Annotated in this window: 6 protein-coding genes and 1 pseudogene; 3 read left to right on the top strand and 4 right to left on the bottom strand. The window is 56.2% G+C overall.

Annotated features, from left to right (window positions below; translation table 11 throughout):
- Together AC1DSG_RS23865 and AC1DSG_RS23860 are read left to right on the top strand one after the other, a co-directional pair.
- A partial coding sequence (locus AC1DSG_RS23865) for an ATP-binding cassette domain-containing protein (protein ID WP_477793093.1) occupies nt 1-676 on the top strand: 676 nt, incomplete at its 5' end.
- Complete coding sequence (locus AC1DSG_RS23860) at nt 673-1989, top strand: TolC family outer membrane protein (RefSeq protein ID WP_477793092.1); 1317 nt, start codon at nt 673-675, stop codon at nt 1987-1989. The genes AC1DSG_RS23865 and AC1DSG_RS23860, both read left to right, overlap by 4 nt.
- A 76-nt stretch (nt 1990-2065) precedes the next feature.
- Here AC1DSG_RS23860 and AC1DSG_RS23855 read toward each other — a convergent pair.
- From AC1DSG_RS23855 to AC1DSG_RS23845, 3 genes and pseudogenes are all read right to left on the bottom strand, one after another.
- Nucleotides 2066-2345 (bottom strand): annotated as a pseudogene (locus AC1DSG_RS23855) (DUF1016 N-terminal domain-containing protein); the annotation flags it as partial.
- A 378-nt stretch (nt 2346-2723) separates the two neighbouring features.
- A complete protein-coding gene (locus AC1DSG_RS23850) occupies nt 2724-4154 on the bottom strand; it encodes a histidine kinase sensor domain-containing protein (protein ID WP_477793091.1) in 1431 nt (476 codons plus the stop codon).
- Entirely contained in the window at nt 4141-4863 is a 723-nt protein-coding gene (locus AC1DSG_RS23845) for a response regulator transcription factor (RefSeq protein ID WP_477793090.1), read from the bottom strand. The genes AC1DSG_RS23850 and AC1DSG_RS23845 overlap by 14 nt, the downstream gene beginning before the upstream one ends.
- A gap of 214 nt (nt 4864-5077) precedes the next feature.
- Here AC1DSG_RS23845 and AC1DSG_RS23840 point away from each other — a divergent pair, with 214 nt between their 5' ends.
- Nucleotides 5078-7831 carry a response regulator gene (locus tag AC1DSG_RS23840; RefSeq protein WP_477793089.1) on the top strand — a complete coding sequence of 918 codons (2754 nt, stop codon included), beginning with the start codon at nt 5078-5080 and terminating at the stop codon, nt 7829-7831.
- Here AC1DSG_RS23840 and AC1DSG_RS23835 read toward each other — a convergent pair.
- Nucleotides 7810-7995 (bottom strand): hypothetical protein (locus AC1DSG_RS23835; RefSeq protein WP_477793088.1); only part of this gene is annotated, 186 nt, incomplete at its 5' end. The two genes, AC1DSG_RS23840 and AC1DSG_RS23835, sit on opposite strands and share 22 nt — an antisense overlap.

Genomic DNA, 7995 nt, shown 5'->3' with positions numbered 1-7995 from the left:
TGAATTTAGACATGTTTCATATCGATATGCACATGGCGAGCCCTCGGTAATACACAATTTGTCTCTCACGATCAACGCAGGGGATTCAGTTGCAATCGTCGGGCGCTCTGGTTGCGGCAAAAGCACATTGCTTAAATTAATACTCGGGCTGCTTACACCAACAGAAGGGGAGATTTTGATTGGCGGGATACCTATGCGTCAGTTAGGGCCTCGGACATGTCGTAGCTTAGTAAGTGCTGTAATGCAAGAAGATCAATTACTGGCAGGATCTCTAGCCGAAAATATTGCTTGTTTCGACCCACACTTTTGTCAGGAACACATAGCGGAAGTAGCTCGCCAAGCAGATATCCACAAGACCATTACTAATATGCCTATGGGTTATCAGACGCTTGTATCTGAGATGGGAACTGGATTATCCGGAGGACAAAAACAGCGAATTTTTATCGCACGCGCTTTATATAGAAATCCAAAAATTCTTGCTCTTGACGAGGCTACTAGCCACTTGGATCTACACAGTGAGCAGCATGTAGTCAAGGCACTGTGTGAAATGCAAATTACGCGAATAATTATAGCTCATCGTCGTGAAACTATCGCTTTCGCTAAGCGCCTTGTCTGCCTGGAAAATGGAAAGGTCGTTGAAGATGTTCGTCTTGATGAGACAAGGGTCAATATATGAGGCCTGTCACAATAATTGTGATAAGTGCAGTCTCGTTGCTGGATGGAATGATTGCTCAGGCTCATGACAGTGATCTTTTGTACATCTATCAACAGGCATTATTGAACGATGCTCAGTACAACGCAGAGAAAGCCCATCAGCGCACGGGACAGGAGCACTGGGTACAAGGCCGATCAGGACTTTTACCTAAAATATCACTAGATGCTCAAACCCACTGGATGGAAACTGACTACCAAGTCCCTACCGGTAATACCGAGCAAAGACGACGGAGTCGTAGTTACGGCATCCAATTAATACAGCCTATCTTTCGTTGGCAAAACTGGGTTGAATTCAAGAAGGGTGAACTTCAACGCGCGCAAGCAAAACTCCGCCTTGAAAACGCGCAGCAGGCCTTAATGTTGCGTGTTGCGCATGCTTACTTTGAAGTACTCAATGCTACTGATGTACTTCGGGCAGTACGGGATCTACGAACTGCCGATGGGGAGCAGTTGGCAAGCGCTAAAAAGAACTTTGAATTAGGTAACGTCAGCATCATTGATGTACATGAGACTCAGGCAGGCTTTGATCGCAGCACGGCGCAATTTATTAAAGCTAAAAGTGACTTGGACATGACCCAAAACTCGTTAGCTCGAATCGTTGGGCAGCATCCAGGCTTACTGAGAGGATTAGAGGATAATGTAACACTTTTACCTCCGACACCATTAGAACTATCTACATGGGTTAAAGCGGCACAGCAATTTAGTCTTGCTGTACAAGCACAAGCATTACTCCGAGACATCGCAGGCAATGAAGTACGTATTCGAAAGTCCGAACATTTACCATCTATCGATCTAATTATCAGTCAGAACATGCAGCAAAACCCCAATGCCAATACGGACCGAATTGACTCGTCTAGCATTGGACTACGTTTTAGCATGCCACTGGATAGCGGAGGTAGACTGAGTTCTGCTACTCGGCAAGCAATAGCGACGCAGGAACAAACTGAGTTTGAATTGGAAGACACCCGCCAGGCCGCTGCGCTGACAGCCAGAAAGGCTTGGTCGGGCGTAATGGACGGCATAGCGCAGGAGAATGCGCTAAAGGCGGCGAAATCGTCCGCATTCTCGGCAGTGACATCTAATAAAATCGGATACAAGGTCGGAATTCGAGTTGGTATCGATGTACTAGAAGCTCAAAGAAAATACAGTGACATAGTTCAACAACTGTCTCGCGTACGTTATGACATCTTGTTAGCCCAGTTACAGCTTAAGGCCGCGGTAGGCACATTAAATGAAGTGGACATTACCGAAGTCAACGCGTTGCTGAGCGGTTGAGACATAAATAATCGAAAGTACATTGCTACAAGCCATCTATTATGGGTTGTTTTCCCTCCTACTAAATCGACTATTTGCCGCCCGATAGGTCAACAAACTCAACCATGTACGCATCGCGGAATATCTCAAGCGCCGCAGTGCGAGTTTGTCTTAGCGCCGCTGATACTTTTGCCGATCGGGTGACGCTGCGCTCGAACAGGATGGCTTTCAATTGGCGCTCCACTCGCGCGTCGCCCCCCTCTCTCCTGTATCGCCAAACGCAGGTAAAACTTACGCTCTTCCGGGATTCTGCTCTGAGTCAAGATGAGCAGATTGTGGGTCCAGGGTAATTGTGTCAGCAGTGCTGACACCTTTTCACCCGATGGTATAGCTACATCGCGAGCACGCTCGCTCCTACAGTGTTCATTGTTGTTTACGCGGTTTGTGACCTACATAAGTCCACCGTTGATCGGGTTGTACGAGCAAAATAATTGTCTCACCAGTGGTGAGACTATCTCTTCAGCTCTGTAGGGGGCGGTGGCTGGCAGGACGTCTTCGCGAGCAAACCCGCCCCCACAAGGTTCGGTGTTGTTCATACGGCTTGTAGCCTTACAGGAGTCCACTGTTGATCCCGCTTTTGCGACTTGGACAAATGTCGCACCAGTGGCGCGACTATCTCTTCAGCGATGCAGAAGGTGGTGGCTGGCAGGGCCTCATCGCGAGCAGGCTCACTCCTACAAAGGGATCGGGGGGGATCACACCATGTGTGGGCGACACACCTCCACTGTGGGAGCGAGTTTGCCCGCGATGGCGTCATCACTGGCACTCACATTTTCAGCCAGTAACCGCATATTAAGCCGCAACCCCGTCCCGGTATTCTGTGCCCAAAGCTGTCCGCCCTGCCGCCGCACCGCATTCCTCGCAATGCTCAGCCCCAACCCAAACCCGCCATCCCCCGGTCGCGAGCCGTCGAGACGAATGAATGGACTGAATATCCGCTCAATATCGGCCTCTGCCACCCCGCCGCCCTCATCCTCCAGCCACACATGCCAGAAGTCGCCATCGCGCCGCCCACCGAGACTCACCACGCCGCGCGTTGGCGAATGACGAATGGCGTTACGCAACATGTTTTCCRGCGCCTGCGCCAAGGTGTTGAGGTTGCCGCGAACCCAACACGATGAATCCACGGTGCAACGCAATTGACTGCCTGGCCAGCCGCTTTCATAGCAGGCATTTTCCGAGAGCATTTCCCACAGCGCCTGAATCTGGATCGCTTCATCAGGCAACGGTGAACGCTCGGTATCGAGCCAGGCCAGTTGCAGGGTGTCTTCCACCAGACGCTGCATGCCATCGACTTCCCGACCGATACGCTCGCGCAACGCCGTCAGCCCCTGCTCGCTTTCGCTGGCCACCCGCAAACGGCTCAGCGGAGTGCGCAGTTCGTGGGACAGGTCGCGCAGCAACTGTTGCTGCAAAGCCACGGTGCTTTGCAGGCGCTCGGACATGTGATCGAAGGCCCTGCCCAACTCACCGAGCTCATCCGAACGATTGGTGGTGCTGCTCGACAAGCGCACGTTCAACTGGTCCGCGCGCCAGGCGTTGGCCTGTTCGCGCAGACTGTTCAATGGCACGACCAGCAGTCGATACAGACCGACGCATAACAACAGCGTGAACAATCCCGGAATGATGCCGTTGGTGATCACGCGCCAGATCAACCGGTATTGCCCCGGGACAAAGCGCTGGGGCAACTCGATCACCAGGCTGCCGGCCGCCGGGTCGTTTGGAAAAGGGATTCGCAACCATGGCAGGCCTTTGGTGTGGCGACTGGTTGGCCAATCAAGCCCGCGCAAAAAGGTCAGGCGCTGAACTTCTTTTTCCGTCAGCGGATAGCTGCTCAACGACTGCAAATCAGCGCCGATGACACCGACCCACGATGTCTCGCGCTTGCCGATACCCTGCAGCCAGACATCGACGCCTGCACTCTGGCGTTGATTCCAGGCTTGCTCAGCTTCGGCGGCGTAGCGGGTCAGCGTGATCCGGGCTTCTTCGGACAAGAACAGGTTTTTCTGTTCCATGTACCGGCCCCAGGACCAACTCAGCCAGATCATCAGCAGACAAAACGCTACCAGCAAACAGGCGAGTTTCCAGAATAGTGAGTGCCGGCCTGGCAGGTCAGACCATTTCATCGGCAGCACTCAATACGTAACCCTTACCCCAGACCGTGCGCACTTCCCGTTCGGTATAACCGATGCCTTTGAGTTTGCGGCGGATCTGACTGATGTGCATATCGAGGCTGCGGTCATGGGCGGCGTAACCGCGTTGCAGCACCTGCTGATAAAGGAAGGCTTTGCTCAACACTTCATCGACATTGCGGTTGAGTGTTTCCAGCAGTCGATACTCGCTGCGGGTCATGCCGGCGGCGTGTTCGCCATAGAAAACCTCACACAGCTCATCGTCGAAACGCAGGCTGTCCGCCTCACTGACCACCGGGGCCGGCACCGGTCGCCGGTCGAGCGCCACCCGACGCAGGATCGCTTCGATGCGTACGCGCAATTCGGCCATGCTGAACGGTTTTGGCAGGTAGTCATCGGCCCCCAGGCGAAAACCGCTGATGCGATCCTCCTCGGCGCCCAGAGCGGACATCAGCACCACCGGGGTTGAATGGCTCTGGCGCAATTGCGTCAAGACATTGAGCCCGTCCAGGCCCGGCAACAGGATATCCATCAGCACCACATCGAAGGCTTGCTGTCGCGCGATGGCCAKGCCTTCCTGGCCGTTCTGGCACCAGGTCACCTGAAAGCCACAACGGCCCAAATGTTCATGCACATACGCACCGAGCACGAGGTCGTCTTCGATGGAAAGGATTCGGGGATAGCCAATCGAGATGGGAGTCATGAGTATCTGCAAATAATTCTCAGTTGATGATTATTCAAGATTGCCTGTCGATGGGCAACCCAAGGTTTACCCAAGACACAAAAGCAGCACGACCGCCGACGAATGGGGACATCAATTTTACGAAGATTGCCTGCCTGCAACTCGCTACACTGCCCGGGTGGCGCGTACCGGACGTACACGCAGGTCAATCAATCGCTGGATGCAGGAGAGATGCGTGCTCAAGAAACTGGGAATTAAAGGCCGCGTGCTATTGCTGACCTTGTTGCCGACGACTCTGATGGCATTGGTCCTGGGCGGCTATTTCACCTGGATGCAGCAATCCGACCTGCAATCCCAGCTGTTGCARCGCGGCGAGATGATTGCCGAACAGCTTGCGCCCCTGGTGGCCCCGGCCATGGGTCGCAAGGACAATGACCTGCTGGAGCGCATCGCCACCCAGTCGCTGGAAACAGCGGACGTACGCGCAGTGACCTTCCTCGCCCCCGACCGCACGCTGCTGGCCCACGCCGGTCCGACCATGCTCAATCAGGCGCCGGTGGGCAACGGCTCGCAGATGCTGCGTCGCAGCGGCAACGATGCGACGCGTTACCTGCTGCCGGTGTTCGGCAAACACCGCAACCTGGCCGGCGACTTGATTCCCGATGAAGCCAACCGCCTGCTGGGCTGGGTCGAAATCGAACTATCCCACAGCGGCATGTTGCTGCGCGGTTACCGCAGCCTGTTTGCCAGCCTGCTGATGATTGCCGCCGGTCTCGCCGGCGCGGCGCTGCTGGCAGTGCGGATGGGGCGGACCATCAATCGGCCGATCAGCCAGATCAAACTGGCGGTGGCGCAACTCAAGGACGGTCATCTGGAAACCCGCCTGCCGCCCCTCGGCAGTCAGGAACTGGATGACCTGGCGTCGGGCATCAACCGCATGGCCGGCACCTTGCAAAATGCGCAGGAAGAATTGCAGCACAGCGTCGACCAGGCCACTGAAGACGTGCGGCAAAATCTGGAAACCATCGAGATTCAAAACATCGAACTGGACCTGGCGCGCAAGGAAGCCCTGGAAGCGAGCCGGATCAAATCCGAGTTCCTGGCCAACATGAGCCATGAAATCCGCACGCCACTCAACGGCATTCTCGGCTTCACGCACTTGCTGCAAAAAAGCGAACTGACGCCGCGCCAGCTCGACTACCTGGGCACTATCGAAAAATCCGCCGACAGCCTGCTGGGGATCATCAACGAGAYCCTCGACTTCTCGAAAATCGAGGCCGGCAAACTGGTGCTCGACAATATTCCGTTCAACCTGCGCGACCTGCTGCAGGACACCCTGACCATCCTCGCACCGGCGGCCCACGCCAAACAGCTGGAACTGGTGAGCCTGGTGTATCGCGACACACCCTTGTCGCTGGTGGGCGACCCGTTGCGGCTCAAGCAGATCCTCACCAACCTGGTCAGCAACGCGATCAAGTTCACCCGCGAAGGCACCATCGTTGCCCGCGCCATGCTTGAAGAAGAGCATGAAGACAGCGTGCAACTGCGCATCAGCATTCAGGACACCGGCATCGGCCTGTCGAACCAGGACGTGCGCGCGCTGTTCCAGGCTTTCAGCCAGGCCGATAACTCGTTGTCCCGGCAACCCGGCGGCACGGGGCTGGGGTTGGTGATTTCCAAACGACTGATTGAGCAGATGGGCGGCGAAATTGGCGTCGACAGTACACCAGGCGAAGGTTCGGAGTTCTGGATCAGCCTGAGCCTGCCCAAGACCCGTGATGATGCCGAAGACCTGCCAGGCCCGCCCCTGCTCGGACGCCACGTGGCGGTGCTGGAAAACCATGACTTGGCACGGCAGGCGTTACAGCATCAACTGGAAGATTGCGGCTTGAGCGTAACGCCGTTCAATACCCTGGAAAGCCTGACCAATGGCGTGACCGGTGCGCACCAGACCGATCAGGCCATCGATCTGGCGGTGCTTGGCATCACCAGCAACGACATGCCGCCGGAGCGTCTCAACCAGCACATCTGGGACCTCGAACACCTGGGTTGCAAAGTCCTGGTGCTGTGTCCAACCACAGAGCAGACACTGTTCCATCTCTCGGTGCCTAACCCGCACAGTCAGCTTCAGGCCAAACCAGCCTGCACCCGCAAACTGCGTCGGGCCTTGTCCGATCTGGTCAACCCGCGCCAGCAGCGCAACGAGCCGGGCGAACCGCTGTCCAGTCGCGCGCCGAAGGTACTTTGCGTCGACGACAATCCGGCCAATCTGTTGCTGGTACAAACCCTGCTCGAAGACATGGGCGCCAAGGTGCTGGCCGTGGAGAGTGGTTACGCGGCGGTCAAGGCAGTGCAGATCGAAACCTTTGACCTGGTGTTGATGGACGTGCAAATGCCCGGCATGGATGGGCGTCAAAGTACCGAAGCGATTCGTCAGTGGGAAAGTGAACGGCATTGCACACCATTGCCGATCGTAGCGCTCACCGCCCACGCCATGGCCAATGAAAAACGTGCGTTGCTGCAAAGCGGCATGGACGATTACCTGACCAAACCCATCAGCGAGCGGCAATTGGCGCAAGTAGTACTCAAGTGGACAGGCCTGGCCCTGCGTAACCATGGGCCGGAACGTTCCAGTGACAGCCACGGCGGCGGGCATGATTTGCAGGTGCTCGACCCCGAAGAAGGTTTGCGTCTGGCCGCCGGTAAAGCGGATCTGGCGGCGGACATGCTGGCGATGTTGCTGGCCTCGCTTGAAGCCGACCGCGAGGCCATTCGCACGGCCCGGGAAAGCAATGACCGAAATGCATTGATCGAGCGCGTCCATCGCTTGCACGGGGCAACCCGCTATTGTGGCGTCCCGCAACTGCGCGCCGCCTGCCAGCGCAGTGAAACGCTGCTCAAGCAACAGGATCCGAAAGCGCCCGGCGCACTGGAAGAACTCGAACGGGCGATCAATCGCCTGGCCGCTCATGCCCGTATAAATGCTTGATGCAGTGCAATAGAGCGGATCACTATCAGCGGTAAGCTCGCCGGCCTTTGTAGCAGCTGCCGAAGGCTGCGTCCGGCGGCGCAGCCGTCGTAAATCCAGTAATCGCGGTTTACCTGGTACACCGCAGCGCCTGATTTTACGACGGCTGCGCCGCCGGACGCAGG

The organism is Pseudomonas sp. P5_A12, assembly GCF_056400685.1.
This window is presented reverse-complemented; position numbering and strand designations above follow the sequence as displayed.